This is a genomic window from Streptomyces avicenniae (assembly GCF_000719135.1).
GTDB classification, from domain to species: domain Bacteria; phylum Actinomycetota; class Actinomycetes; order Streptomycetales; family Streptomycetaceae; genus Streptomyces; species Streptomyces avicenniae.
The window spans coordinates 151,891-176,077 of sequence record NZ_JOEK01000017.1; the positions used below are offsets into that span (position 1 = coordinate 151,891).

A 24,187-nucleotide genomic window follows, 5' to 3' on the forward strand; every position below is an offset into this window, starting at 1 on the left:
GGGGGGGGCGGGTGAACGCTGGTTCACCCATCATGGCCCCGCGGACCCCGGCCGGGGCGCGCGTACGGCCGTTCACGCGGGGGTGGGTGCCTCACCGGCGGTGGCGGTGGTGGTGCGGGCGGGGCGCAGTCCGGCGTAGGCCAGGACGGCGCCCACGAGCGAGAAGCAGCCCGCCGCGAGGAAGGCGAGCCGGTAGCCGTCGATGCCGGGGCCGCCCGCCGCCATGAGCGCGGCGAGCACGGCCACGCCGATGCCCGCGCCGATCTGGAGGGAGGACGTGATCAGGCCGGAGGCGAGGCCCTGCTGCTCGGCGGGCAGGGCGCCCACGGCGGCGATGTTCAGGCTCGGGAAGGACAGGCCGTTCCCGATGCCGTGCACCAGCAGCGCGGGCAGCAGCACGGTCGCGTAGTCGGCGGAGTCGCCCGCCCGCAGGAAGAGCAGGATCCCGGCGGCCTGGACCAGCATGCCCACGGCGGCGGTGCGCCCGAGCCCCCAGCGGGCGATCACCCGCCCGGCCAGGTTGGCCGTCACCACGATGGCGAGGCCCATCGGCACGATGCCGAGGCCCGTGCCCGACGGGCCGTAGTCCAGGACCTGTTCGAGGTAGAGGACGGCGGTGAACTGCCAACCGATGGTGGCGCAGGCCCAGGCGAGCGCGGCGAGGTTGGCGGTCGTGAGCGCCGGGGACCTGAACACCCGCAGCGGGACGAGCGGGTGGCGCTGCCGCCGTTCGACGGCGAAGAAGGCGCCCAGCAGCGCGGCGGCGCCGAGGCCCGCCTGCCAGGAGGTCTCGGTGAGCGCGTAGACCAGCAGGAGCACGCCCCCGGTGACGGTGGCGGCGCCGACGGCGTCGAAGTCACGGGCGCCGGTGGGGCGGTCGCGTCCCGGCAGCACCGAGGGGGCGAGGGCCAGGACCAGCAGGGCTATCGGCACCGGCAGGAAGAACACGAGGCGCCAGTTGACCTCGGTGAGCAGCCCGGAGGCGATGAGCCCGCCGCTGTAGCCGCTGGCGCCCGCCAGCGCGTACACGCCGAGGGCCCGGTTGCGGGCGGCTCCCTCGGGGAACGTCGTGGTGATCAGCGACAGGGCGGCGGGGGCGGTCAGCGCGGCGGCGAGCCCCTTGACGACCCGGGTGACGACCAGCGGCCAGCCGTCCGACAGCAGGCCGCCGACCAGGCTCGCCGCCGCGAAGACGGCCAGGGACAGCAGGAAGACACGGCGGCGGCCGAACAGGTCGGCCAGCCGTCCGCCCAGCAGCAGGAACCCGCCGTAGGTGACGGCGTATCCGGACACCAGCCACTGGAGCGTGCCCTCCGAGAGCGCGAGGTCGCGTCCGATGGCGGGGAGGGCGACCCCCATCAGCGACAGGTCCATCGAGTCGAGGAACACCGCGGTGCACAGCAGCAGCAGAGCCGCCCCGCGGCGGCCAGCCGGCTTGTCCATGCCAGACCTCCATCTTGGCGCGGACTGTCTGTCCGCAGATGATCGGTGAGCATATAAAGTCGATGAGCGGCACGCAAATAATCTACTGACAGACGATCTGCCGACGGAGGGTCGAGTGCCGGGCGGCTCAGCCGCGGAAGGCGGGCTGCGGCAGCCCCTGCCCGGCGCCGGGCAGCACCAGCACCGAACCGGCGGCGGGCTCGGCGCCCGGCGCGAGACCCGTGCGGGCGGTGGTGATGTACAGGTCCGTCAGGTCGGTGCCGCCGAACGCGCAGGCGGTGGGGCGCGAGACGGGCACCTCCACCGTGAGGTCGAGCGCGCCGTCCGGGGTGAAGCGGTGGACGGCGCCGCCGTTGCGGAACGCGGCCCATACGCAGCCCTCGGCGTCCACGGTCATCCCGTCGGGCGAGCCGGTGAGGTCGGCCGTGTCCACGAACGGCCTGCGGTCACGGACCCGGCCGTCGTCGGTCACGGTGAAGACGTCGATGCGGCGGGTCGGGCTGTCGGTCCAGTACATCAGCGAGCCGTCCGGGCTCCAGCCGGTGCCGCCCGCGGCGGTCGCGTCCGGCACGACCGTCTCGGCCGTGCCGTCGGGCGCGACGCGGGTGAGCGCGCCGCCGCCCTTCTCCTCGTCGTCGCGCACGGTCCCGGCCCACAGGGCGCCGTCGGGGGCGACCGCCGCGCCGTTGCCCCGCCTGCCGGGCACCGCGTCCTCGGCCAGCCAGGAGAACCCGCCCGACGCGTCGTACAGGCCCACGCCGTCACGGAGGTTGACCACCAGGCCGCCGCCCTCGCGCGGCTTGGCGGCGCCGACGTGCTGCCCCGTGTCGAGCACCGTCTGGCGGCCGGTGGCGGGGTCGGAGAGATGGACGCGGGCGGTGAGGACGTCCACCCAGATCAGGCGCCGCGCCACCGGGTCCCAGGTCGGCCCCGCGCCCAGCTCGGCGTGCGCGGCCACCGCGATTTCGATCATGGTCTCTTCCCTACACCCACCACGGCCCGTCACGGCCGAGCCGCTCCGTCGCCCGGCGTCACGCCCACCGCGTCCCGGGCCGACCACCGCTCCTGCCGATGACAAGGTAGTCACCGCGCTCATGGCGGGCAACGACCGGATCGTCCGGCACCGGACGGGGCGCGCCGGGCGCCGGACGCCGGGTCAGCCGCGCCGCTCCCCGACCGCGCGGAGCCGGTTGGTGACGGGGTCGGGCAGCCGGTCGCCCGCGCGTTCCGCCACCGCACCGGCCGCGCGCGCCGCGGCCTGCCGCCCGCTCTGCGCCGCGGTGTCCACGCCGTTGCGCACGGCGGGGTTCTCGGCCAACCGCCGCGCGGCGGCCCGCAACTGCTCGTACCGCTCCCGCCCGGCGCGGGCGCCGAGCACGTATCCGACCGCGGCACCGGCGATGAATGTCAGCTTGCGCATGGGATGCTCCTCTTCTCGCTTGGTCCGAATCCTCGCGCGGCGTGCCGCGCCCTTGGCAACCGGATGTCCCGGATACCGATTTCGAAGCACCCCCGCGGATGCGCTAATGTAAGCGGCGCGGCGAGGGCGATCCCCGGTCCCCGGAGACTTCGGACCCGAGCGGCGCAGTCCCCTGTAGCTCAATTGGCAGAGCAGCCGGCTGTTAACCGGCAGGTTACTGGTTCGAGTCCAGTCGGGGGAGCATCGTCAGGGATTACACCGAAGGGCCCCATCCGGGGCCCTTCTGCTGTTTTCACGCATCTCTCCCCGAACTCCGGGAACCGATCACCCCGTACCCGTAGTCCCTTGCTGTGTACGACGCACCCGCCCCGGGCGGGAGATCGTATGAGCAGCTATGCTGCGGCAGACGGCGCGTACAGATGTACGCGGCACGCCGTCACGGGGCGGTAGCTCAGCCGGTTAGAGCAGCGGACTCATAATCCGTCGGCCGTGGGTTCGAGTCCCACCCGCCCCACACCCCCTTTTGGCCTGCCGCCTCCACCAGGAGAGCGAGCGGGCCTCTTCCATGAGGGGCGGGCGGCGGCAAGGGAGTTCCCGGGCCCTGGCGGTTATCGGCGTTGCGTGAAGTCCTTCCCGCGCTTGATCGGACGCCGACAGCGCGCCTCGCCCTTCGGGGAGGCGCCGAGGAGGAGGGCGCCGTCGCCGTCCGGGCCTGACGGTGTGTGGCCCCGCTGCCGACGTGTCAGATGTGCCGCCCCCGGACAGCTCCCCTTGCACGAACAACTGACATCCCCGGTCGGTGGGTTGTTCGCGGACGCGGTCGTGGACGAGGGGCAGCGTCCTGTGGAGGGCGGGGAAGACGGCGAGCGTCTGCCGGAGGGTGGTGGACGGGACCATCTCGTCGGCGCCGACGAGCCGCTTCGCGAAGCCCCCGTCGCGCGGAGGCCGGTCAGCTGGTCGCGGGCGACGTCGGAGACGGCCCCGGCGAGCTCACGAGCCGGGGGCAGGGTCCGCAACCGGCGCGTTCGCCTCGCGGAACGTCGCCGTCGATGAGCAGGTCAGCGGCCGGTGGCTGCCAGGCCGGAGGGGGTGTCGCGGGCGCCGGTGACGGCCTCGACGGGGACGGCGTCGGCCAGCGCGCGCAGCTCGTCCGGGGTGAGATCGATCACGTCGGCCGCCGCGTTCTCCTCCAGGTACGTCCGCCGCTTGGTGCCGGGGATCGGGACGGCGCCCTGCGCGGTGGCCCAGGCGAGGGCGATCTGCCCGGCGGTGGCGCCGCGCGCGGCGGCCAGGTCGCGCACCTTGTCCACGAGGGCGAGGTTCGCCGCGATGTTCTCCGGCGAGAAGCGGGGCAGGCCGCGCCTGGCGTCGTCGGGGGCCAGGTCGTCCACGCTGCGGATGGCGCCGCTGAGGAAGCCGCGCCCGAGGGGCGAGAACGCGACGAGGCCGATGCCCAGCTCGTCCAGCGCGTCCTTCACGCCGTTGGTCAGCAGGTCCTGGCTGAACAGAGACAGCTCGGACTGGACGGCGGTCAGCGGGTGCGTGGCGTGTGCGCGCCTGATGGTCGCGGCGGACGCCTCGGACAGGCCGATGCCGCGGACCTTGCCCGCCGCGACCAGCTCCGCCATGGCGCCCACGGTGTCCTCGATCGGCACGCCGGGATCGACGCGGTGCAGGTAGTACAGGTCGATGACGTCCGTCCCCAGGTGGCGCAGCGACCGCTCGACGGCCCGGCGCACGTGCTCGGGGCGGCCGTCGAGCCGACGTGCCGCGCCCTCCTGGTCGAAGTCGGTGGCGAACTTGGTGGCGAGGACGATCTCGGCGCGGCGCGCGCCGAGGGCGCGGGCGATCAGCTTCTCGTTCTCGAACGGCCCGTACGCCTCGGCCGTGTCGATGAACGTCACGCCGAGGTCCACGGCCCGGTTCAGCGTGGCGACCGACTCGGCCTCGTCCGCCGTGCCGTAGTAGGCGCTCATCCCCATGGCGCCGAAGCCCTGCCGGGAGACGGTGAGGCCCTGGCTGCCCAGTGCGGTGGTTCTCATCAGCTGTTCTCCTTGCCGGTCGGGGAGCCGACCGCCCGGTACGCGGCGATCTTGCGCTCGACGGCCGCGAGGTGCGCGCCGGTCTGCGCCATCCGGGCGAGGACGTGCTCGCGGTGCCGTTCGAGGATCGCCAGGCGCTCGGCCTCGGTGCCGGGGCGGCGGGCCAGCTCGGTGTAGCGGCGGATGTCGCCGATCCGCATCCCCGTGCCGCGCAGCATGACGAGACCGGCGAGCCAGCGGAGGTCGTCCGCGCCGTAGCGGCGCTGCCCGGCGGCGTTGCGCTGCGCCGGTGACAGGGTGAGCCCCTCCCGCTCGTAGTAACGCAGCGTGTCGATGCTCAGCCCGCAGGCCGTCGCGGCGTCGCCGATGGACAGCCCGCCGTCCGGGACCTCGACCGGGACCTCCGGGACGATCAGCTCGTTCATGCCTCCCAGCGTGCCCCCTGGAGCGCGCACCAGGTCAAACGGCGGGCGGCCCGTCGTCACGCGGCGTGGAGCGCGGCCCCCGGGCGGGGATCTCGCGCAGCAGGGCGTCGGTCAGCTCGGCGAGGCGTGCCGCGTCGGCGGGCGCGAAGAGGTCGGGGCGCAGGGGCAGCGGGGCGTCCAGGTGGAAGGCGCTGAGCGGGGCGGCCGGGGGCGCGTCGAGCAGCCGCAGCAGCGGGGGGACGACGTCGGTCGCGGGCTTGGCGAGCGCCTTCTGCTGCTCGATGAAGCGGGCCGTCGGCGCGTCGTAGGCGCCGCGGAAGCCGGTGGCCGTCGTGCCCGGGTGGAAGAGCACGTACGCGATCCGGTCGCCGTGGCGTTCGGCGAAGGTGACGCCGAGCAGGTCGTTGAGGCGGCCCGTCAGGAACATCGCGCGGACGCCGTCGTAGGCGTGGGCGCTCTGGAGGTCGGCCCAGTCGATCGGGGTGGGGTGGCCGGGGCCCGCGGCGTTGACGATCACGGGGCGCGCGGCGCGCTCCAGCGGGGCGCGCAGCCCTTCGCCGAGGAGGAGGCGGCTCAGGTAGAAGAGCGCGAAGTTGTCCTCGAAGCCGTCGGCCGTGACGGCGCGGCGGCTGCGGAAGAAGCGCGCGCACAGGACGAGGCCGTCGATGACGGGGTGGGCCTCGGCCAGCTCGGCGGCGACGCGGCGGTTGTTCGCGACGAGGGCGAGGTCGGCCTGCACGAACGAGGCGCCGCCGGGCGCGTCGGCGGCCTCGGCCAGCAGGAGCGCGCCCTTGCGGGCGTCGGTGCCCAGCACGATCGCGTGGTCGCCGCGCGCGAACAGCGCCCTGGCGAGGGCGGCGCCGATCCCGTCCGTGCCGCCCTGGATCACGTAGGTCCTGCTCATGCGCAACTGCCCTCCGGTCGGCGGGGACGCGCGGCGGATGAACCGGCCAGGCGTCCGTCGAGAACCGACAGGCTAGCTGAACTGAACTGGTGAGTTCAATTCTTGGCATGGGCGACCCGCTCCCCGGAGCACGCGCGGGGTCAGTCGGCGGACAGCTCGCGGGCGCGGGCCCGGTCCTGGCCGAGCGTCCAGTGGACGATCAGGGCGGGTATCAGCCCGGCGCCGACGAGGACCAGGGCGGGCGCGAAGGCCATCAGGGCGAGCCAGGTCAGGAACTGGACGACGGCCCACGCGGAGTGCAGCGGCCGGGTCGCCAGGTGCCCGGCGGCGGGCGCGAGCCAGGTGCGCCAGTGCGTGCCGCGCCGCTGCTCGGCGGCCTGGAGGAGCCCCAGCCAGCAGGCGACGGCGAGCCCCAGCAGGGCGACCAGGAGCACGAGCCCGACGGCGCCGGGCGGGCCGTCCACGGCGTACCAGAACGGTATGCCCGCCAGGAATCCGAGGGACGCGGCGGCGACCAGGACGCCCAGCGGCCACGCCTCACGGCAGGCCGCGCGGAACTCCCGCAGGTAGCTCCCGACGCCGGTCACCCGCCCGTCGCGCTGCTCGGCGAGCTGCCGCTGGAGGGCGACGGCGGCCGGACCGTAGGTGACCAGCGGGAGCGCGCAGACCAGGAACGTGAGCTGGAGGATCAGGGCGTTCCCCACGGTCGTGAGCGCCGAGGTGATCCGCATCGCGCCCTCGCCTCCCTCGCTGTCTCGGCCGGCCCGCCCACCGGATCCGGCATCGGCTGCGGCGCGGCTCGAAACGGCCGGAAACCGCCGTCCGAGGCCCCGCCAGGTGGGGCGATCCCGCCCCTACCTCTCCCCATGCAGTGTCACACAGTAATCGAAAGGACTGTGTAAAAGTCGAGAGTGCTACGGCCTTGTAAACCCGGGAAGCGTGGTGCTAGCTTCCACGGAAAGCGCTTGCTATGGGGCAAGCGCCACCCCTGGGAAGGTGGAAACTGCATGTCAGGCAGGGCTTTGGCCGCCGTGCTCGCCACCCTCGCGGCGGTGACCACGACGCTGACCGGCTGCTCGGCGGACCGCGGAGACTCCGACACTCTCCGTGTTCTGCTGGCCAACTTCCCGGCGAACAATCAAGGTCAGGCCGTCTACGACGACATCGTGGACATATTCCACGAGTCGTACCCCGACGTGAAGGTCGAGGCGGACTTCGTCCCGTACGACAACCTCAACGCCAAGATCGCCACCTCGCTGGCCGCCGGCACGACCTACGACGTGATCTCCGCCGGTGTCGGCTGGATCCAGCCGCTCGCCGGACTCGGTGCCATCGGAAGCCTGGAGGACGACGGCTTCAGCACCGAGCAGCTCGAAGAGACGGTGTACCCCTCGTTCATCCCGCCGATGCTCCAGGACGGCGAGCTGTACGGGGTCCCGATCGTGGCCAACCCCCGCGTGCTGGCGTACAGCCGCAGCGCGTTCGAGGCGGCCGGGCTCGACCCGGACAGCCCGCCGCGGGACTTCGACGAACTGGTGGCGGACGCGCAGGCGCTCACCGAGCACGACGCGGACGGCAACATCACGCAGGCCGGTTTCGACTTCTGGGCCAAGCCCAGCGGCTACCGGCAGCAGTTCGTCGCCTTCCTCGGCGCCGCGGGCGGCACGCTGTTCGACGACACCGAGCCGCGGTTCGACGGCCCCGAGGGCGAACGCGCGCTGAGCACGATGCGCGACCTCATCGCCGACGGCTCCTCGCAGTACGGCTACCAGAACACGGCGCAGACCGCGCTCGTGACGGCGGGCCAGGCGGGGATGGGCTTCGCCAGCCCGTACGTGGACTGCTCCGAAGGCGAGGGCGGGATCGGCGCCGACAAGTGCGACGACCTCGTGTACTTCAGCCTGGAGGACGAGCAGAGCGCCATGTTCACCGGCGGCCGGATCGCCGCCATGGGCGCGCAGTCGGAGCTTCCCGACGCCGCCGCCGCGTTCATCCGCGCGATGCAGGACCCGGCGACCCAGGAGGCCATCTCCGTGATGGACGTCGGCGTGCCGGTGGACAAGGCCGCCGCCGACTCGGACTTCGTGCGCGGCAACCCCGCGAGCACGTACGCGGTGGACCACCTGGACTCCGCGATCATGGAATACGGCGGAACCAACTTCCTTGAGTTCCGCTCCGCGGGCGGCTGGGCCCTGGACGAGGCGCTCCTCGGCCAGACATCCCCCGAAGACGCCCTCTCCGCACTGGCCGACCTCTCTCGGACCAGAACATGACCACCGGTTCGGAGCTTTCCCCCGTGTCTGTCGTCAACGCTTCCTCACCGGCCCGGCGGCGCCGCCGCCGTGGCGGGGTGGAGAGGGCAAGGGCCCGAGCCGGCTGGTTCCTGCTGGCGCCCGCGTTCCTCCACTCCATCGTCTTCATCGCCATCCCGGCCGTGACCGTCGTCGTGCTCAGCTTCACCGACACGAAGGTGATCGGCGGCGGCTCGTGGATCGGCCTGTCCAACTACACCGAGCTGCTGGACGACCCGCTGTTCAAGAAGGCGGTCGGGCACACCGTCCTCTACACGATCGCGGTCGTGCCGGTGGCGATGGCCATCGCCATCCTGGTGGCCATCGGCCTGAACCAGAACATCAGGGGGCGCGCGCTCTTCCGCACCCTCTTCTACATACCGGTCGTCACCTCGACCGTCGCCGTGGCCTCGGTGTGGCTGTGGATCTACAACCCGTCGAGCGGCCTGGGCAACGAGGTGCTGTCCTTCCTCGGCCTGTCACGCTCCGGCTGGCTGACCGATCCCGACTCGGCGCTGCCCGCGCTGATGGCGATCGGCATCTGGCAAGGCCTCGGCGCCAAGATGGTGCTCTACCTGGCCGCCCTGTCGAACGTGTCGCCCGAGCTGGTCGAGGCGGCGCGCCTGGACGGCGCGAACCGCTGGCAGGTCTTCTGGAACGTGACCTGGCCCGCCCTGGCCCCGGCGCACTTCTTCGTGCTGGTGACCTCGATCGCCTCCTCGTTCCAGGTGTTCGACCTCGTGTTCGTCACCACCAACGGCGGTCCCGCCAACGCGACCAACGTCCTGGCGTTCGACATCTTCCTCAACGCCTTCCAGCGGCTCGACACCGGTTACGCGGCGGCCGAGACCGTGGTGATGCTCCTCATCGTCGGCGCCTTCGTCTACATCGGGCGCCTCACCCAGCGCGACCGGAAGGAGGTGTAGCGACATGGCGACACTCACCGAGGCGCCCGCGCGGACGGCCGGGCGGCCGTCCCAGAAGCCGGTCTCGCACCGGCCCCCGAGCGCCCGCGTCGGGCGGGCCCTGCTCTACGTCGCCCTGACCGTCGGCGGACTGCTGATGGTCGCGCCGTTCCTGTGGATGGTGCTGACGTCCTTCAAGTCGATGAGCGAGGTGGAGGCGTTCTCCTGGCTGCCGGACGGCATCCAGTGGCGCAACTACACCGACGCGCTGGACGCGGCGCCGTTCGGCACCTACTTCCGCAACAGCGTCATCGTCGTGATCGGCCAGACCATCCCGGTGCTGATCCTGTCCACGGCCGCCGGGTACGCGCTGGCGCACCTGCCGGTGAAGGGCAGCAGGACGTTCCTGAACTACTTCATCGTGCTGCTCACGGTGCCGTTCCAGGTCCTGATCGTGCCGCTGTTCCACGTCGTGCGCCACATCCCGCTGGCCGGGGGCAACGACATCTTCGGCACGGGCGGCACCGGCTGGATCAACACCTGGTGGGCGCTGATCATCCCGTTCGTCTCGGGACCGATGTACGTCTTCCTCGCGCGGCAGTTCTTCATCTCGCTGCCAGGCGAGCTGGCGGACGCGGCCCGCGTGGACGGCGTGTCCGAACTGGGCATCTTCCTGCGGATCATGATGCCGCTGGCGAAGCCCGCGCTGGTGACGATCGCGCTGTTCAACATGGAGTCGGCGTGGAACGGCTTCCTGTGGCCCCTGGTGGCGACCGCCTCGGAGGACCTGCGCCCGCTCCAGTTCGGCCTGGCGACGTTCGCGCAGAGCGGCGACATCCAGTGGCCGTTCCTGATGGCGATGTCGGCGGTGGCGACGCTGCCGATGATCCTGCTGTTCGTCCTGGGCCAGCGCTACTTCATCGCGGGCCTGGCCAACACGGGCCTGAAGGGATGACCCCGCTGCCCGCGCCCCGCGCGGCGCGCGACCGGCTCGGCTTCGCGACGCTCGGCTGCCCCGGCGCGCCGCTGGCCGAGGTGATCGCACTCGCACGGCGGCACGGCTGCCCGTACGTCGAACTGCGGGCCGCCGAGGGCGAGATCCTGCACACCGGGCTGCCCGCCGCGCGGGTGGCCCGGGTGCGGGAGGAACTGGACGCGTCCGGCGTGGCGTTGCTCGCGCTGAACAGCTACGTGCGGCTGTGCGTGCCGTCGGCAGGGCCTGGCGACGACCAGGAGGACGCGCTGCTGGCCCACGTCGAGCTGGCCGCCGCGTCCGGGGCGCGCGCCGTGCGCGTCTTCATGAACGACGAGGAGCCGCACGGCGGCGACACCCCGACCGAGGGGGAGCGGCGCGCGCTGGAACGCCTGGCGCGCGTCGCGCCGCGCGCCGCCGCGGCGGGCGTGACCGTCGCCCTCGAGACGCACGACTCGCACGCACGCGCCGACCGCGCCGCCCGCTTCCTCGCCCACCTCGACCGGCGCGCGCCGGGCCACGGCTGCGGCGTCGTGTGGGACACCGCCCACACCTGGGCGCACGGCGAGACGCCCGCGGAAAGCCTCGCGCTGCTGCGGCCCTGGCTGGCGTACGCGCAGATCAAGGACGTGCGCTCGGCCGCCGATCCCGTCCCCGTCCCACTGGGCGCGGGCGGCTATCCGGTGGACGCGCTCGCCGCCGCCCTGCGCGCCGACGGCTACGCGGGCCCGCTCTCCCTGGAATGGGAGCTGATGTGGCACCCGGAGCTGCCCGGCCTCGACGAGGCACTGACCACGGCGCGGTCCTGGGCCGCGCCGCTCCTGACCGATCTCCCGGAGGAACCTCCCGCATGACCCCGACGCCGCTCGAACTGCCAGGACTCGACCGCTTCTCCGCCGCGCTGACCCGGGTGCCGTCGCCGCCGGAGGACCGCGAGCTGAGCCCGTACACCGGCCTGACCCGCGCGCACTGGCTGGCCGCGGCGGACGACCTGCTGCTGTCGGCGGCCCGCTACCGCTCGCCGGGCGGCGCGCGCATCGACCTGCCGGGCACGACGTCCCAGCAGGGCGTGCGGACGGACGGCATCGAGGGCTTCGCCAGGACGTTCCTGCTGGCCGCGTTCCGCCACGTCGGCGAGGGCGGCGCGGACCCGTACGGCCATCTGGACCGCTACCTGGAGGGCGTCGTCGCGGGCACCAGGCACCCGGGCCGCGACGACACCGACTCCTGGCCGGTCATCGGCCACATCGGGCGGCACGGGCAGCCGCACGTGGAGGCGGCGTCCGTCGCGCTGAGCATGCACCTGACCAAGGCCGACTCGTGGGACCGCCTCTCCCCCGACGAGCGCGACCGGCTCGACGCCTGGCTGCGCCACGCGCTGCGGCACGAGCCTTCGTCCAACAACTGGTACCTGTTCCCGCTGACCATCGCGAGCTTCCTCGAAGGCGTCGGGCGGCCCGACGACGAGACGCGGTACGTCATCGAGCGCGGCCTCGGCCTGATCGAGCAGTGGTACCGCGGCGAGGGCTGGTACTCGGACGGCGACGGGCAGGCGTTCGACCACTACGTCGGCTGGGCCCTGCACCTCTACCCGCTGCTGCACGCCGGGCTGCGCGGCGACGACGCGCTGCTGACGCGCCTCGGCGACCGCCTGGAGGAGTTCCTCGGCAGCTACGCCCCCACGTTCGACCGCAACGGCGCGCCCCTGCACTACGGCCGGTCGCTGACGTACCGCACGGGCACGCTGGCCGCCGTCGCGATGGGCGCGTACACCGGGCGCACGCCGCTGGGCCACGGCCAGTCGCGGCGCGTCCTGTCCGCCGGGCTGCGCTACTTCCTCGACCGGGGCGCGACGACGGACGGCGTCTTCACCCTCGGCTGGCACGGGCCGCACACCGAGCCGACGCTCCAGCGCTACTCGGGTCCCGGCTCGCCCTACTGGGCGTCCAAGGGCTTCGCCGCGCTGATGCTCCCGGCGGACCACGGCCTGTGGACGGCGACGGAGGAGGCGCCGGAGTACGAGCGGCAGGACTTCGTGCGCGGCGTCGTCCCCACCGGGCTGCTCGTGCAGCGCACCGCGCGGGACGGCCTCGTGCGCGTCCACAACCACGGCAGCGACCACATCAAGCCGCACCAGGCGGACTCCGGGGCGCCCGACCCGCTGTACGCGCGGCTCGCGTACTCGACCAGGACCGGGCCGACGCCGCTGCACAACGCGCCGGACAACGACATCGCCGTGCGCTACCGGGGGCTCTGGAGCGTGCGGCGGCGCATCCACATGGCGGGGGGCGGCGAGAACTGGGCCGCGTCCTGGCACAGCCCGCGGTTCGCGGAGTTCGCGCCGTTCGACGCGAGCCCGGACGCGCCCGGCGGGCCCGTGCTGCCTTCGGTGCGCATCGACAGCGCGGTGGCGGTGGACGGCGCGTGGGAGGTGCGCGTGCACCGGCTGTGGAACGTGCCGCCTGGCGTGCCCGTGCGGTTGTCGGGCTGGGCGGTGGCGGGCGCGGACCCCGAGTCGCTGGTCACGGAGTTGGGCGACGCGTCGGTGGCGGTGTCGGCGGTCGTGGACGGGGCGCCGCTGGCGTCGCGGCTGACCGCGCTGCACGGCTGGACCGAGGCGCGCACCGAGATCGCGCCCGCGGGGACGGCGTACGGGGCGTGGGCCGTCGTGCCGCAGCTGTACGGCGCGGCGGGCGACGGCGTGTACGTCGCGCTGGCGTCGCTGGACACGGAGGAGGCCACGGCCGCACCGTCCGCGCAGGACGCGGGCGCGCGGGTCGAGGTGGACGGCGGGCGGGTGCGCGTCGTGTGGGCGAGTGGCCGCGCGGACACCGTGCTGGACATGGACGCGGTGGCCGCCGTCGCGGTCGCGGCGTGGCGGTGACGGGCATGGCGGGACGGATCACGATCGCCCTCGACCTGCGGGACGAGCTGGCCGACGACCTGTTCGACGCGGCGCTGCGCGCCAGGCTCGACGCCGTGGGCGTCGTGCTGCGGACGGACGGCAGCGGCGACCCGGCCGTGCGCCAGCGCGCCGACGTGCTGGTGACGGGCTGGGGCACGCCGCCGCTGCCGGAGCGGCGCGAGGCGCTGGGCCGCGTGCGGCTCGTCGCGCACAGCGCGGGGACGGTGCGGCGGCTCGTGCCGAGGTCGCTGGTGGCGGACGGGGTGCAGCTCAGCCACGCGGCGGCGGGCATGGCCAGGTCGGTCGCGGAGCTGGCGCTGTGGTTCACGATCGGCCATCTGCGGTCGCTGCACGGCGTGGAGCGGGCGATGCGCGGCGGGCAGGACTGGGCCGCCGCGCAGGCGGTGCCGCTGGGCACGACGGTCGCGGACACGCGGATCGGCGTCATCGGCGCGAGCCGGGTGGGGCGGGTGTACGTCGAGCTGGTGCGGGCGCTGGGGGCGACCGTGCCGGTGTACGACCCGTACCTGCCGCAGGCGGAGGCCGAGCGGCTGGGCGTGGTCCTGACGCCGCTCGACGAGCTGTTGGCGACGTGCCCCGTCGTCGCGCTGCACGCGCCGGTCACCGACGAGACGCGCGGGATGCTGGACGCGCGGCGGCTCGCGCTGATCCCGGACGGCGGCGTCCTCGTCAACACGGCGCGGTCCGCGCTGATCGACGGGCCCGCGCTCGTCGCGGAGCTGCGCACGGGGCGGATCTCGGCGGCGCTCGACGTGTTCGACGAGGAGCCGCTGCCGCCGGGCGACCCGCTGTGGTCGCTGCCGAACGTGACGCTGACCCCGCACATCGGCGCGGCGACGCGGCACTCGCGCAGGACGCAGGGGGCGATCGTGGTGCGGGAGATCGAGCGGTTCGCGCGCGGCGAGGCGCTGGAGCACGCGATCCGCGCGGACACGTACGACCGCCTGGCCTGACGGGCGGGCGCGCGACCGGCCGGGCCGGGGCCCTGTGACGGGGCCCCGGCCCGGCCGTGACAGGATCGCGCGATGCCCCTCCCGCCGTCGGTGGACGGTCCTGAACCCGCCGCGCTGCGCCGCTACGTGGACGGATCGCCCGAGTTCGACTCCCCCAGGTACCTGGTCCTCCGCCACCTCGACGCGCTGCCGGACCAGGAGCTGGCCCCGTTCCTCCAGGACCTCGGCCGTGACGCGCGGCGGATCACCGACGCCGAGGTGGAGCTTCTGCTCAGGTCGCCCGACCCGGACGCCCGCACGGTCGCGGCGTGGATGATCGGGGTGGACCGCCGCGAGCGGTTCCGCGACCGGCTCGGCACGTTCCTGCGCACCGCCAAGGAGCGGGACGACGCCGGGTGGAGCCACTGCTCCGCCCTCGCCCTGCTCGGCACGCGCAAGGACGCCGCCCTGCTCCTGGCCTACCTGAAGCACTACCTCCGTCGGCCCGACCGCCGCTTCGACCAGTACCTCGCGATCGGCGCGCTGCTCCACCTCGACGGTGTCCTGGGCAGCGACCACGCGGGGCCGCTGCTGGTGCCTGGCGGGCTCTGGGAGAGCTGGGCCACCGTCCACGAGCCGGTGCCCGCACGGACCAAGGAGCACTTCGACGGCGTCCGCGCCGCCATCGACCGGCACGCGCGCCTCGCCCCGGGGCCGCGGCCGTCAGGCAACGACCCGCGCCCGGTCAGGCCCTGACGGGAAGCCGGTCCGCGCGGTCAGGCGGCTCCCCCACCTCGGCCGCCGCCGCGCGCGCCGTCAGGGCGCGGTCGATGGCGTGCGACGCGGCGAAGCCGAGGACGACGACGAGGACGCCACCGGCCGCGTCCAGCAGGTAGTGGTTCGCCGTGCCGACGATGACGACGGTCGTCGCCACCGGGTAGAGGAACCCGGCGACGCGCAGCCAGGCGTACGGCGCGGCCCGCCACAGGACGAGCGCGCACCACAGCGACCAGCCGACGTGCAGCGACGGCATGGCGGCGTACGGGTTCGTGACGCCGGTGAGCGCGCCGAAGCGCGGGTCGTCCAGGTCCTGCGGGCCGTTGGCCGTGTCGATGTAGCCGAGCCCCGGCATGAGGCGGGGCGGCGCCAGCGGGTAGAGCCAGAACCCGGCGAGGCCGAAGAGCGTCGTGAACGCGAGGGCGCGCCTGGCCCGGCGGTACGTGCCGGGGTGGCGGACGAGCAGCCAGCCGAGGATCGTCAGCGGGACGGCGAAGTGGAAGGTCGCGTAGTACATGTCCATGGCGTCCGCGAGCCAGGGCGTGTCGGCGACGAAGTGGTTGATGCCGTGTTCGATGTCGATGCGCAGGAAGCGTTCGATGTCGAGGATCTGGTGGCCGTGCGCCTCGACGGTCTCGCGGTCGCCGCGCACGTAGCCGCGTACGTAGGAGTAGGCCCAGTACCCGACGCGGATGAGGGCCAGCTCCAGCAGCAGGTTGGGACGGGAGGCGAGGCCCGCGCGTACCGGCCGGGACCACAGCGCGGAGTCGCGGGTCAGGAAGCGCAGCACGCACGCGGCGAGCAGGGCGCACAGCAGCGGGACGTTGTCGCCTATGACGGCGAGCGAGTCGATCTTGGGCAGCAGCGCGTCCCCCGGCACGACGAGCGCCAGGACGACGAACACGGGCCACATGGGGCGGTCGGCGGTGCGGCGGCCGACGCGTCCGGCCAGGGCGAGCGCCAGCCACAGCTGGAGCTGCTGCGGGGCGGCCGGGGTGGCGGCCAGCGCGGCGCAGCCGACGAGGGCTGCGGCCAGCAGGGGCTGGCCGTCCGTGGCGTACCGGGCGGCGCGGCGCAGGGCGAGGGCGCAGACGGCGGCGGCGAGCGCCGTGAACAGGACGATCTCGCCCGGGCCGCTGAGGCCGAGGCGGAGCAGGGCGCCGTGGAGGGACTGGTTGGCGGGGTCGTCCGGAGCCGGTTCAAGTCCGGCTCCGGCGAGGTGGTGCAGCCAGAACGTGGACGAGTCGCCTGGCAGCACGGCCCAGGCGGCGGCGGTGACGGCGGCGAACGTCCCGGCGGTGACGACGGCCGCGTTGCGGCGGCCCGTCAGCAGGAGGAGCGGTGCGAACAGCAGCAGCGCGGGCTGGAGGGCGGCGGCGACGCCGATCAGCGCGGCGCCGTACGGGCGGCGTGCGGCGAGCAGCCATCCGGCGAGGGCCAGCGGGACGGCGACGATGTCGAGCCGGGCGGCCGTGACGGTCTCGCGCACGGGGATGGCGACGACGAGCAGGGCGAACGCGGCGGGCAGGGCCCAGGCGCGCTGCGTGGACGGGAGCGCCCGGACCGCGATCGCGGCCAGCGCGGCGGCGACCAGCAGGACGAGGCACGCCCACGCGACCCCGGCGTCACCTGCCACGGCGGCGAAGGGGCGCAGCAGCAGCGCGGCGGCCGGTGTGCCGCTGAAGCCGCCCGCGCCGTGGAGCGGCAGCTCCGGGTCGTCTAGCCAGGCGGGGCGGCCGGTGAGCCGTTCGGCGGCGGGCAGTCCTTGAACCGTGAGGAGACGGTGCACGACGGCGGCTGCGGCCAGCAGCCACAGGCCGCACAGGACGGCGGGGCGGACGCGGGAGACGTGCTCCGTCGTCCGTACGTTCTCGCTGTCCGCCACCCGTACGCCTTCTGAATTCTGTGTGCCGCCCGCTGTCGGCGTGATGAACGGCCGACATCCCGAAAATGTACCTGGCGGTCGGTGGCGGCGCGCGGGGTGGGGGCGCGCGCCGCCGAACGGCCTGTCGCGGGAAGGCGGCGGACCGTCAGAAACCCTCGGGGAGGCGCGGGACGTAGGGCGCGGCGAGGCGGGCGACCTCGTCGTCGGTCAGGTCCAGATCGACGGCGGCGACAGCCTCCGACAGGTGGTGGTCGCCGGTGACGCCGACGATGGGCGCGGTGACGGGCTCCCGGTGCAGCAGCCAGGCGAGCGCGACCTGCGCGCGGGACACGCCGCGCTCGGCCGCGACGGCGCCGACCACGTCGATCACCTCGCGGTCGGACTCCACGGCCTGCCGGTAGAGGCGGGAGCCGAACGCGTCGGACGCGCTGCGCCGGGTCGCCGTCTCGGGTTCGCGGGCGAGCCTGCCGCGCGCGAGGGGGCTCCAGGGGAGGACGCCGACGCCCTGGTCGAGGCAGTACGGCAGCATCTCGCGCTCCTCCTCGCGCATGAGGAGGTTGTACTGGTTCTGCATCGAGACGAAGCGCGTCCAGCCGTTCAGGTCGGCGGCGTGCTGGGCGAGGGCGAACTGCCAGGTCCACATGGACGAGGCGCCGAGGTAGCGGACCTTGCCCGCGCGCACGAGGTCGTGCAGCGCCTCCATCGTCTCCTCGACGGGGACCTCGGGGTCGTAGCGGTGGATCTGGTAGAGGTCGATGTGGTCGGTGCCGAGGCGGCGGAGGCTGGCGTCGGCCTGGGCGTGGATGGCGGCGCGGGACAGGCCGCTCTCCTTGGGGCCCTCACCCATCCGGCCGTACACCTTGGTCGCGATGATGACCTCGTCGCGCTTGGCGAACTCCCCCAGGAGCGCGCCGGTGAGGACCTCGCTGTCGCCGAGGGAGTAGCTGTTCGCGGTGTCGAAGGTGGTGATCCCGGCCTCGATCGCGGCGCGAACCAGGGGGCGTGCCTCGTCCTTGCCGAGCGACCAGCTGTGGGTGCCGCGCCCCGGGTCGCCGAAGCTCATGCAGCCGAGGACGATCCGCGAGACCCGCAGTCCCGAGCCGCCCAGGCGTGTGTACTCCATCGGTGCCTTCCCCTCGTCGTCGTCCGTCCGTCCCCGCAGTCTGCCCCGGCGAGGGCGCGTGAGGACGGCGGGGCCCGTCAGGGGACGAGGACGATCTTGCCCAGCGTGTGGCCGCCCTCCAGGTCGCGGTAGGCGTCCTTGACCTCTTCCAGCTGGTAGGCGCGGGCGACGGGCAGCTCAAGCTCCCCGTCGTGCAGGAGCGCGGCGAGCCGGGCGAGGACGTCGGCGCGCGCCCCGACGGCGTTGCCGTCCGTCTTCACGCCGTACTGCCCGGCGGCGTCGAAGTCGATGATCGTGTTGATCCGGTCGGGGGAGACACCCAGCTCGACGGCGAGGCGGACGTAGCCGTCGCCGTGGGTGTCGATGAACGCGTCGGGCGCGCGGCCCGCGACGGCCCGCAGGCGGTCGGCGACGCCCACGCCGTGCGCGACCGGGACGATGCCGTGCTCGGCGAGCCAGTCGTGGTGCGCCGGGCCCGCCAGGCCGAGGACGGTGGCGCCCGCGTTCCTGGCCAGCTGCGACGCGACCGTGCCGACGCCACCGGCCGCGCCCGCGACCACGACGGTGTCGCCCATGGCCACGCCGACCGCCTCCACGCAGGCCCAGGCCGTGCTGCCGACGACGGCGAGGCCGCCCGCGACCTCCCAGGACACGCCGCTGGGCCGGGGCGTGAGGTTCGCCGCCTCCACGACGACGTACTCGGCCTGGCTCGCCCGCGCGTCGGTGAAGCCGATGACCTCGTCGCCCGGCGCGAAGTCCGTCACGTCGGGGCCCGTGCCGGTGACGACCCCGGCCAGGTCGCTGCCCTGGCCGGAGGGGAAGGACGCGGGCCACTGCGCGTCGAGGAGCCCCTTGCGGATGCTCGCCTCGCCCGGGTTGATCCCGGCGGCCTTCACCTCGACGAGGACCTGGCCGGGGCCCGGTTCGGGGCGCGGCACGTCCACGACCCGCAGGACGTCGATGTCGCCGTACTCGTCGAACCTCACTGCGCGCGGCATGCCGGCTCCTCTCGCGGGCTCCCTGGACGGGCTCCCCCGCCGCTCGTCGGGCAGGACTCAGCGCCTCCCGCCCACTATGAGCCCTGCGGGCGGGGCCCACCACCGGGCGGGTGACGGACGGCGAACACGGCGAGGTGGACGCGGGTGGCGCTGCCGGTCTTGCGCATCAGGCTCGCGACGTGCGTCTTCACCGTCGTCACGCCGATGTGGACGCGGGCGGCGATCTCCGCGTTGGACATCCCGCGGCCGACGTGCGCCAGGATCTCCCGCTCGCGCGCGGTCAGTTCTGGCACGGGGTCGCAGGGGCCGGTGGCGCGGCCCTGCCAGGCGCGCGTCGCGTGCCCGACGAGGCGGCGCAGCACGGCGGGGCTGAACGGGGTGCCGCCGTTCGCGGCCTGCCGTATCGCGTCGGTCAGCTCGGCCGGGGCGGCGTCCTTGGCGAGGAAGCCGCAGGCTCCTGCGGCGAGCGCGGGGTAGAGGTGGTCGTCGTCGTCGAAGGTCGTGAGGACGACGACGCGGGTGGCGGGGCGTGCCTCGGTGATGCGGCGGGTGGCGGTGGTGCCGTCCATGCCCGGCATGCGCAGGTCCATGAGGACGACGTCGGGGCGCTCCGCCTCGGCGAGGCGGACGGCCTCGGCGCCGCCCGCGGCCTCGCCGACGATGCGGATGTCGGGGGTGGACTCGCAGAGCATGCGGAGCCCGGCGCGGACCAGCCGCTGGTCATCGACGAGGAGGGTGCGGATCATGGCGTCTCCCGGGGGACCCTCGGTGCGGGGAACTCGGCGCGCAGCCGCCAGCCGGGCCCGTGCGGCGCGGGGCCCGCGACGAGCGTGCCGCCGAAGAGCGCGACGCGCTCGCGCAGGCCGACGAGGCCGAAGCCGCTGCCGGGGGTGCGCAGCGCCAGGTGGGCGGACGGCGGCCTGCCTGGGCCCTCGTCCGACACCTCGACGCGGACGGTGCGCGCGACGCGCTCGGCGCGGGTGTCGTGGCAGGACGGGGCGGCGGCGGGCTCGGCCTCGGGCTCGGCGAGGGTGACGGACACACGGGTGCGGGTGCCCGCTCCCGCGTGCTTGGCCACATTGGTCAGGCCCTCCTGGACGACGCGCAGGACGGCGAGGCCCCGGACGGCGTCGAGCGTGTCGAGTCCGGGGTCGATCCGGGGTTCGACCCGGAGACCGGCCTGCGTGGAGCGCTCGACGACGGCGGTGACGGCGGCGGGCAGTTCGGCGGGGGCGACGAGCAGCGAGCCCGCGCGGCCCGTGTCCTGCAACGCGGCGGGATCCCGTAACACGGCGACCATCCGGCGCAGGTCGGCGAGCGTCGCGGTGGCGGCGGCGTGGACGTCGTCCAGCACCTCGCGGACGGGTGGGGCGAGGCCGGGCAGCACCTCGCGGGCGACGCCGACGCGCAGCGCCATGGAGGCGACGTGGTGCGCGACGAGGTCGTGGAGTTCGCGGGCCAGCTCGGTGCGTTCGGCGAGGCGGGCGCCCTCGGCGGCCAGTTCGCGGCGCTCCTCCGCCTCGCGGGCGCGGGCGCGGGCCTGGGCGAGGGCGTCGCGGGAGGAGCGCAGGTAGGCGCCGAGGAGGAGGGGCGCGCCGACGACGCACAGGACGCGGTAGCCGACGGCGAGGACGCCGCCGACCGTCTCGTGCTGGTCGAGGATGACGACGTAGGCGAAGGAGACGGCGACCATCCCCAGCAGCGCGGTGCGGTAGGGGCGGCGGACGGCCAGCTCGAACAGGGCGACGCTGGCGAGCACCTTGGCGACGACGGGGGTGGAGTCGGTGACGCCGTGGGCGACGACGATCAGGGCGGACTCGGCGACGGTCACGGCCAGGGGCCAGCTGCCGCCGCCGAGGAACAGCGCGGCGGCGGCGAGGGTCACGGTCCAGTCGCCGGGTGTCACGGGGGTCCGCTGCATGAAGAGCAGGTAGCCGGGTCCGATCACCAGCACCGCCAGCCGCGCGGGCCCGAACCGCTCGCCCACCGCACGTCCCACCCACGTCAACAGCACGGCCCGACAGTATCCCGGCCGGGTGGCAAGCCCACCGGTCAGGCGGCCGTCCGGTCGGCGGCCGGGGCGTCGTGACGCGGGACGCCGACCGGCAACTCGACTGCTTCATCTCGTAGTTGGGCGCGCGTCACGCTGCCCGCCCGATAGGGATGAACTGGGCACGCACCCGCCCCGGACCACTCCCCCGGCCACGTGCGGACGTCCGGCGGCGCGCCTCTCCCCGGCACTCCCCCGGCGTCACGGCGTCACGGCGTCACGGACCCGGCCGGTGACGCCTCGGCGTGGCGACTCTCACAGTCGGGGAACGGCCGTCCGCCGGGCGGCTCCGGCCGTGCGGGCACGGGCGGAGCCCCGGCCGCATTAGCACACTCTGACGCGCGGTCACATACCTCTCAAGGCTGAACCGCCTCCTCCTTGAGGCCGGAGGCTCCGGCTCCACTGGGGATGCCGCGCGACCACTCGCTCGCCGATCGTGATCAACCGTGATCACCGCAGGGCGACAGGCAGGGAGCTGACCATGGTGGAGCGCACGGGACACGCGCTGTTCGTCCGCGAGTTCTTCCGGCATCCGGTCAGGACGGCCTCGCTGGTCCCCAGCTCCCCCGCGCTCGCCGAGCGCATGGCCGACGTCGTGCCCGCGACCGGCCACCCGGTGGTCGTCGAACTCGGCCCGGGCACCGGCGCGTTCACCCACGCCTTGCAGGAGCGGCTGGGCGGCAGGGGCCGCCATGTCGCCATCGACCTGAACCCGCGCATGACCGGCCACCTGGCACGGCGCTTCCCCGGCGTCGAGGTGGTGGAGGACAGCGCGGACGCCCTGCCGCGCATCCTCGCCGAACGGGGCACGGGCCCCGCCGACCTCGTCGTCAGCGGGCTGCCGTTCACCGTCTTCGAGACCGGGGAACGGCCGCTGGTGGAGACCATCGCCTCGGTGCTGGCCCCCGACGGCGCCTACACGCAGTTCAGCTACTCCTGGACGCGCTGGGCCGCTCCCGCGCGCCGCCAGCGGGCCCGCGTCCGCGCCTCGTTCGCCCATGTGGAGACGGGCCGGACCGTCTGGCGGAACTTCCCGCCCGCCTTCGTCTACGTCGCGAGCGGCCCCCGTTCCTCGGCGGAGGTGACGGCCGCCGCGCCGACCTCGACCTCGGCCCCCGCACCGGCCGCCGCGGGCGTGCTCCCGCTCTGACGGCCGGGACGCCGGTCCATGTCCCGCCACGACGCGAGGAACGGCGGGCCCGTCGTCGCCACGAGGTAGACCGCCCCCAGGACGAACAGCACGGGTGACAGGCCGACGACCACGACGGCCGCGCCCGCCGCCAGGCCGCCGAAGGGTATCGGCGCGAAGGCGAGGGAGTCGCCTATCGCCTGCGCGCGCCCCAGCAGATGCCGGGGCACCCGCTCGAAGACCATCGCGCCGATGATCGGATTCAGGAAACCGGCCCCGCAGCCGCCCAGGGCGAAGACCGCCACGACGGCCCCCAGCGGGACGGCCCCCTCCGCCGCCAGCGCCAGGACCACGAAACGGGGCGCGCCGCTCACGAGGAACCCGGCGAAGAACACCGGGCGGCGCGGCAGCCGGTGCGCGATCGCCGCGGCGCACACGCTGCCCGCGACGGCGGAGGCGCCGAAGACGCTGGCCAGCAACCCCAGCGTGGACGGCCCGTACCCGGACTCGCGCACCCACACCGGCAGCAGCACGGCGCTGAACGCGGCGTCCAGGAAATTGGTGACCGCGACGAGCACGAGGAGCGAGCCGAGCATCCGGTCGCTCCGCACGAAGGCGGCGCCCTCCCGCAGGCTCCGCCAGTAGCCGGGCTCCCGCTCGCCCCCGGGCGGCGCGCCGGGATCGGCAGCCGGGGCGGCGGGACGGGCAGCGGGACCGCCCATGCCCCGGGGCAGCACCGCCGCGATGACCAGGGAACCGAGGGCGAAGCAGACCGCGTTGACGAGCAGGCCCGTCATCGCCCCGGCCAGCGCGACCAGCGCGCCGCCCGCGGCGGGCGCCACCGTGCCCGCCAGCCGCTCGACCACCCCGGACAGGCCGGTGGCGCGCTCCATCGGCACCCCGGAGCGGTCGGCCGCCTCGGGCACCATCACCTCCTTCGCCAGATCGCCGGGCCCGCGCGCGGCACCGATCACGGCGACGAGGGCGAGCAGCAGCGGGAACGGGAGCGCCCCGGCCGTGTGGAGCAGGGGTATGACGGCGGCGCAGGAGGCGCTGACCAGATCGGTCGTCCACGAGACGACGCGAGGGCCCGTCCGGTCCACGACCGGCCCCGCCAGCGCCTTGGCGAGCACGTAGGGCGTCAGCTCGCAGAAGGCGACCAGGCCGGTGCGGACGGCGCTGTCGCTCGTGACCAGCACGAACCAGGGCAGCGCGATCGCCGAGATCCCGGTGCCGGTCCTGGCTATGGCGAAGGCGGTCAGGAGCCCCAGGAGGGGACGGCCCCGGCGCGGCCCGGCCCCCCGCCCCGCGCGCCGCGCGCTCACCGGACGTGCTCCGGCGACGGCAGGGCGGGGTCGGGGAGGATCTCGACGATGACCGTCACCCGCTCTGCGCCGGGCGGCGCCTCGACCGGCTCGTCCACGAGGTCGCGGCGGTACCGGGCGACGACCTCGCGCAGGTCGCGGCGCAGCGCACCGGTCTCCTCGGGGGTGAGGCGCAGCGCCACGTCGGTGAGGCCGACGGACTCCTGCCAGACGGCGGGCATCGTCTGGAGCGAGCCGATCGCCGCCTCGGTCCGCTCGGCGTGCGAGGCGGCGACGGCCAGCAGGTAGGCGAGGGTCGCCTCGGGCTCGCTGCGCGCCACATCCATGTCGTTGAACGCGGTGCGCCGGTGCACCGACCGCCACCAGCGCTCCCGGCCCGTGCCCCGCGCGGTGTCCTCCGCGACGAACCCGGCCGCGGCGAGCTGCCGCAGGTGGTAGCTGGTCGCGCCGGAGCTGAGGCCGGTCCGCTGGGCGAGGCCGGTCGCGGTGGCGGGCCCGTCGCCGCGCAGCAGGCCGAGGAGACGGATGCGGAGGGGATGGGCGAGGGCGCGCAGGCCGCGCGCGTCGAGGGCGACGTCGTACCGCGGGTCGAAGCCCTCCGGCGGGGAGTGTGCATCCTGTCCAGTCATGTCACTCACC

General features: G+C 74.4%; 22 protein-coding genes and 2 tRNA genes. 10 read left to right on the top strand and 14 right to left on the bottom strand.

Features of this window, described 5'->3' with window-relative positions; translation table 11 throughout:
* Positions 1-72 precede the first annotated feature (72 nt).
* From IF27_RS26200 to IF27_RS26210, 3 genes are all read right to left on the bottom strand, one after another.
* Positions 73-1,443, bottom strand: coding sequence for an MFS transporter (locus IF27_RS26200; protein WP_052852255.1), 1,371 nt, complete (start codon positions 1,441-1,443; stop codon positions 73-75).
* Positions 1,444-1,570: 127 nt separating this feature from the next.
* Positions 1,571-2,416, bottom strand: coding sequence for an SMP-30/gluconolactonase/LRE family protein (locus tag IF27_RS26205; protein ID WP_052852256.1), 846 nt, complete (start codon positions 2,414-2,416; stop codon positions 1,571-1,573).
* Between the two features lie 183 nt (positions 2,417-2,599).
* Entirely contained in the window at positions 2,600-2,863 is a 264-nt protein-coding gene (locus tag IF27_RS26210; RefSeq protein ID WP_052852257.1) for a hypothetical protein, read from the bottom strand.
* A 168-nt stretch (positions 2,864-3,031) separates the two neighbouring features.
* Here IF27_RS26210 and IF27_RS26215 point away from each other — a divergent pair.
* A tRNA-Asn gene (locus tag IF27_RS26215) sits at positions 3,032-3,104 on the top strand.
* Between the two features lie 199 nt (positions 3,105-3,303).
* Positions 3,304-3,377: transfer RNA gene (locus IF27_RS26220), tRNA-Ile, on the top strand.
* A 544-nt stretch (positions 3,378-3,921) separates the two neighbouring features.
* Here the strand turns inward: IF27_RS26220 and IF27_RS26225 are convergent.
* The 4 genes from IF27_RS26225 to IF27_RS26240 all read right to left on the bottom strand — a co-directional run bounded on the left by IF27_RS26225 (position 3,922) and on the right by IF27_RS26240 (position 6,965).
* Positions 3,922-4,905, bottom strand: a complete 984-nt coding sequence (locus IF27_RS26225; protein WP_052852258.1) for an aldo/keto reductase — start codon at positions 4,903-4,905, stop codon at positions 3,922-3,924.
* Positions 4,905-5,330 carry a MerR family transcriptional regulator gene (locus IF27_RS26230; protein ID WP_052852259.1) on the bottom strand — a complete coding sequence of 142 codons (426 nt, stop codon included), beginning with the start codon at positions 5,328-5,330 and terminating at the stop codon, positions 4,905-4,907. The genes IF27_RS26225 and IF27_RS26230 overlap by 1 nt, the downstream gene beginning before the upstream one ends.
* A gap of 34 nt (positions 5,331-5,364) precedes the next feature.
* Entirely contained in the window at positions 5,365-6,234 is an 870-nt protein-coding gene (locus tag IF27_RS26235; RefSeq protein WP_052852260.1) for an SDR family NAD(P)-dependent oxidoreductase, read from the bottom strand.
* Positions 6,235-6,374: 140 nt separating this feature from the next.
* On the bottom strand, positions 6,375-6,965 hold the full coding sequence (locus IF27_RS26240; RefSeq protein WP_052852261.1) for a hypothetical protein: 591 nt from the start codon (positions 6,963-6,965) through the stop codon (positions 6,375-6,377).
* A 276-nt stretch (positions 6,966-7,241) separates the two neighbouring features.
* On the opposite strand from IF27_RS26240, the gene IF27_RS26245 reads away from it, so the two are divergent.
* The 7 genes from IF27_RS26245 to IF27_RS26275 all read left to right on the top strand — a co-directional run bounded on the left by IF27_RS26245 (position 7,242) and on the right by IF27_RS26275 (position 15,017).
* Positions 7,242-8,507 carry an extracellular solute-binding protein gene (locus tag IF27_RS26245; protein WP_110946252.1) on the top strand — a complete coding sequence of 422 codons (1,266 nt, stop codon included), beginning with the start codon at positions 7,242-7,244 and terminating at the stop codon, positions 8,505-8,507.
* A gap of 77 nt (positions 8,508-8,584) precedes the next feature.
* Complete coding sequence (locus IF27_RS26250) at positions 8,585-9,451, top strand: carbohydrate ABC transporter permease (protein WP_223291226.1); 867 nt, start codon at positions 8,585-8,587, stop codon at positions 9,449-9,451.
* 4 nt (positions 9,452-9,455) lie between these two features.
* Positions 9,456-10,385, top strand: a complete 930-nt coding sequence (locus IF27_RS26255; protein WP_052852264.1) for a carbohydrate ABC transporter permease — start codon at positions 9,456-9,458, stop codon at positions 10,383-10,385.
* Positions 10,382-11,257, top strand: coding sequence for a sugar phosphate isomerase/epimerase family protein (locus tag IF27_RS26260; RefSeq protein ID WP_052852265.1), 876 nt, complete (start codon positions 10,382-10,384; stop codon positions 11,255-11,257). Before IF27_RS26255 ends, IF27_RS26260 begins: the two co-directional genes overlap by 4 nt.
* Positions 11,254-13,287: a DUF2264 domain-containing protein gene (locus IF27_RS26265; RefSeq protein ID WP_052852266.1), complete on the top strand. Its 2,034-nt coding sequence runs from the start codon at positions 11,254-11,256 to the stop codon at positions 13,285-13,287. Before IF27_RS26260 ends, IF27_RS26265 begins: the two co-directional genes overlap by 4 nt.
* Before the next feature lie 5 nt (positions 13,288-13,292).
* Positions 13,293-14,282 carry a hydroxyacid dehydrogenase gene (locus tag IF27_RS26270; RefSeq protein WP_190233111.1) on the top strand — a complete coding sequence of 330 codons (990 nt, stop codon included), beginning with the start codon at positions 13,293-13,295 and terminating at the stop codon, positions 14,280-14,282.
* Positions 14,283-14,354: 72 nt separating this feature from the next.
* Complete coding sequence (locus IF27_RS26275; RefSeq protein ID WP_052852268.1) at positions 14,355-15,017, top strand: DUF6000 family protein; 663 nt, start codon at positions 14,355-14,357, stop codon at positions 15,015-15,017.
* Here IF27_RS26275 and IF27_RS26280 read toward each other — a convergent pair.
* From IF27_RS26280 to IF27_RS26300, 5 genes are all read right to left on the bottom strand, one after another.
* A complete protein-coding gene (locus IF27_RS26280; protein ID WP_052852269.1) occupies positions 15,007-16,923 on the bottom strand; it encodes a phosphatase PAP2 family protein in 1,917 nt (638 codons plus the stop codon). The genes IF27_RS26275 and IF27_RS26280 overlap by 11 nt on opposite strands.
* A gap of 145 nt (positions 16,924-17,068) precedes the next feature.
* Positions 17,069-18,046 carry an aldo/keto reductase gene (locus tag IF27_RS26285; protein WP_052852270.1) on the bottom strand — a complete coding sequence of 326 codons (978 nt, stop codon included), beginning with the start codon at positions 18,044-18,046 and terminating at the stop codon, positions 17,069-17,071.
* Between the two features lie 77 nt (positions 18,047-18,123).
* Complete coding sequence (locus IF27_RS26290) at positions 18,124-19,044, bottom strand: NADP-dependent oxidoreductase (protein ID WP_052852271.1); 921 nt, start codon at positions 19,042-19,044, stop codon at positions 18,124-18,126.
* 74 nt (positions 19,045-19,118) lie between these two features.
* A complete protein-coding gene (locus tag IF27_RS26295) occupies positions 19,119-19,790 on the bottom strand; it encodes a response regulator (RefSeq protein WP_052852272.1) in 672 nt (223 codons plus the stop codon).
* Positions 19,787-21,058: a sensor histidine kinase gene (locus IF27_RS26300; RefSeq protein WP_052852273.1), complete on the bottom strand. Its 1,272-nt coding sequence runs from the start codon at positions 21,056-21,058 to the stop codon at positions 19,787-19,789. The genes IF27_RS26295 and IF27_RS26300 overlap by 4 nt, the downstream gene beginning before the upstream one ends.
* A gap of 517 nt (positions 21,059-21,575) precedes the next feature.
* On the opposite strand from IF27_RS26300, the gene IF27_RS26305 reads away from it, so the two are divergent.
* Positions 21,576-22,244, top strand: a complete 669-nt coding sequence (locus IF27_RS26305; RefSeq protein ID WP_110946254.1) for a class I SAM-dependent methyltransferase — start codon at positions 21,576-21,578, stop codon at positions 22,242-22,244.
* On the opposite strand, the gene IF27_RS26310 is transcribed toward IF27_RS26305, so the two are convergent.
* Both IF27_RS26310 and IF27_RS26315 read right to left on the bottom strand, forming a co-directional pair.
* The gene (locus IF27_RS26310; RefSeq protein ID WP_110946255.1) at positions 22,142-23,548 is read right to left on the bottom strand and encodes an MFS transporter; all 1,407 of its coding nucleotides are present in this window, start codon (positions 23,546-23,548) and stop codon (positions 22,142-22,144) included. The genes IF27_RS26305 and IF27_RS26310 overlap by 103 nt on opposite strands.
* The gene (locus tag IF27_RS26315; RefSeq protein WP_052852274.1) at positions 23,545-24,177 is read right to left on the bottom strand and encodes a winged helix-turn-helix domain-containing protein; all 633 of its coding nucleotides are present in this window, start codon (positions 24,175-24,177) and stop codon (positions 23,545-23,547) included. The genes IF27_RS26310 and IF27_RS26315 overlap by 4 nt, the downstream gene beginning before the upstream one ends.
* Positions 24,178-24,187 lie beyond the last annotated feature (10 nt).